Here is a 2,080-nt window from a genome sequence, read left to right as displayed (position 1 = left end):
GTCATGCGCGGATTGAGCGATCCGAACGGATCCTGAAAGACCATGCGCAGCTCACGCCTTGCCGCCTTCAGCTCGCCGCCACCGATTTTGGCGAGGTCCATGACGGTGCCATCGGCGCGGCGGTAGTGCATTTCGCCGGCGGTGGGATCGTAGAGCCGCATGATCGACCGCCCCATGGTGGTCTTTCCCGAGCCGCTTTCCCCGACGATGCCGAGCGTTTCCCCCGGAAGAAGGGAAATCGAAACGTCGTCCAGCGCCTTCATCTCTCCGAAATGCATGGAGAGGTTGCGAATCTCGAGAAGCGGGGCAGCGGTCTTATCGAGCGGCGGCCGCGCGAGCCGGATTTCCGCCTTCTGCTCCAGCTTCAGGACCGAGCCGATCAGCATGCGCGTGTATGGATCCTGGGGGGAATGGAATATCTGTTCGACCGGCCCGTATTCCTTCGCGACGCCGTGGTGCATGACGAGGACATCGTCGGCAATCTGGGCAACGACCCCCATGTCGTGGGTGATGAACAGCACGGCCATGCCATGGGCCTTCTGGAGCCGCGAAATTAGGTCGAGGATTTCCGCCTGGGTGGTCACGTCAAGCGCGGTGGTCGGTTCGTCGGCAATGAGCAGCTGCGGTTTGCAGGCCAGCGCCATGGCGATCATCGCGCGTTGCCGCATGCCGCCTGAATATTGGAATGCATAGCGGTCTATCGCTTTTTCGGGATTGGGAATTTCCACCTGGCGCAGTAGCGAGATCGCTTCCGTCCTTGCCTCGGCCTTGCTCATCTTGAGGTGCAGACGCAGAGCCTCGGTGATCTGGTCCCCCACTGTGTGCACCGGCGAAAGAGAGGACATCGGCTCCTGAAAGATCATGGCGATGTCACGCCCGCGGACAGAGCGGATCGCCCGGCCGCGCGGATCGAGCTTGGCAAGATCGAGCGAGGTACCATCAGGCTGATGAAGCAGGATCGATCCCGACGCGATACGACCGGGCGAATCGATGATCTGCAGGATCGAGCGTGCCGTTACCGACTTGCCCGAGCCGCTTTCGCCGACGACGCAGAGCGTCTTGCCCTGCTCGATGGAAAATGAGAGGTCGTCGACGGCACGGAAGATGCCGGTTCGGAGCGGGAACTCCGTTACCAGATTGCGGACCTCAAGCAGCGGCTTGTTGGTCGTCATTGCAGGACGGGGTGCGATGGACAGGATATCGGTCATCGGCGCCTCACTTGTTATAGGGATCGGCAGCGTCGCGAAGGCCGTCGCCGAAAAGATTGAGCGCCATGACGGCAATGACGACAGCAAGCCCCGGCAGGAAGAGCCAGGGCGCCGTGGCGATCGAGCGAATGTTCTGCGCCTCGCGCAGAAGCACGCCCCAGGAGATCGTCGGCGGCTGGAGGCCGAGACCCAGGAAAGACAGCGAGGTTTCCGCAAGGATCATCGCCGGCACGGCAAGCGTCATGGAGGCGATGATGTGGCTTGAAAAGCTCGGGAGCATGTGACGGAAGATGATCCTCCCCTCTGACACCCCATCCAGACGCGCAGCCGCCACAAACTCCTCCGTCCTGAGCGACAGGAACCGCCCTCGCACCACGCGGGCAAGCTGAGCCCAACCGGTGAAGGACAATATGATGGTGATCATCATGTATTGCAGCGTCGCCGGCCAGCCTTGCGGCAACGCCGCAGCCAAGGCGAGCCAGATCGGGATTGTCGGAAGCGAAAGAACAAAGTCGATCACCCGCTGCATGACGAAGTCGATGCGGCCACCGTAATAACCCGAAATGCCGCCGAGCACGATGCCGAGAGCCAAGGACAGGAACACGCCGACGAGGCCGATGGAGAGGGATACTTGCGCGCCCTGCACCACGCGACTGTAGACATCGCGCCCGAGGCGGTCGGCACCGAACAGGAAGAGCGGACGCGCTTTATCGGTACTTGCGATGAGGTGGATGTCGGTCTGAAACAGGCCGAGGACCGAATAGGTGTAACCGCGACCAAAGAACGCGATCGGTATCTTTTTTGCCGTATCTTCCACATAGATGGCGGCCAGCGTTTCCGGATCACGGGTGAGCTTCAGCGGGAAATAATGC

The 2,080-nt window shown here is 61.3% G+C and carries 2 protein-coding genes; both read right to left on the bottom strand.

Annotation, left to right across the window (positions count from 1 at the left end; translation table 11 throughout):
• The coding region (locus EDE05_RS26615) for an ABC transporter ATP-binding protein (RefSeq protein WP_166675510.1) at positions 1-1,208 on the bottom strand (1,208 nt) is incomplete at its 3' end.
• 7 nt (positions 1,209-1,215) lie between these two features.
• On the bottom strand, positions 1,216-2,080 hold an 865-nt coding region (locus EDE05_RS26610), incomplete at its 5' end, for an ABC transporter permease (protein ID WP_134103314.1).

It is taken from the genome of Neorhizobium sp. R1-B, from assembly GCF_004368875.1.
GTDB lineage: Bacteria > Pseudomonadota > Alphaproteobacteria > Rhizobiales > Rhizobiaceae > Neorhizobium > Neorhizobium huautlense.
Note: the sequence above shows the minus strand (reverse complement) of the source record. Positions and strands in the feature narration are given on the sequence as shown.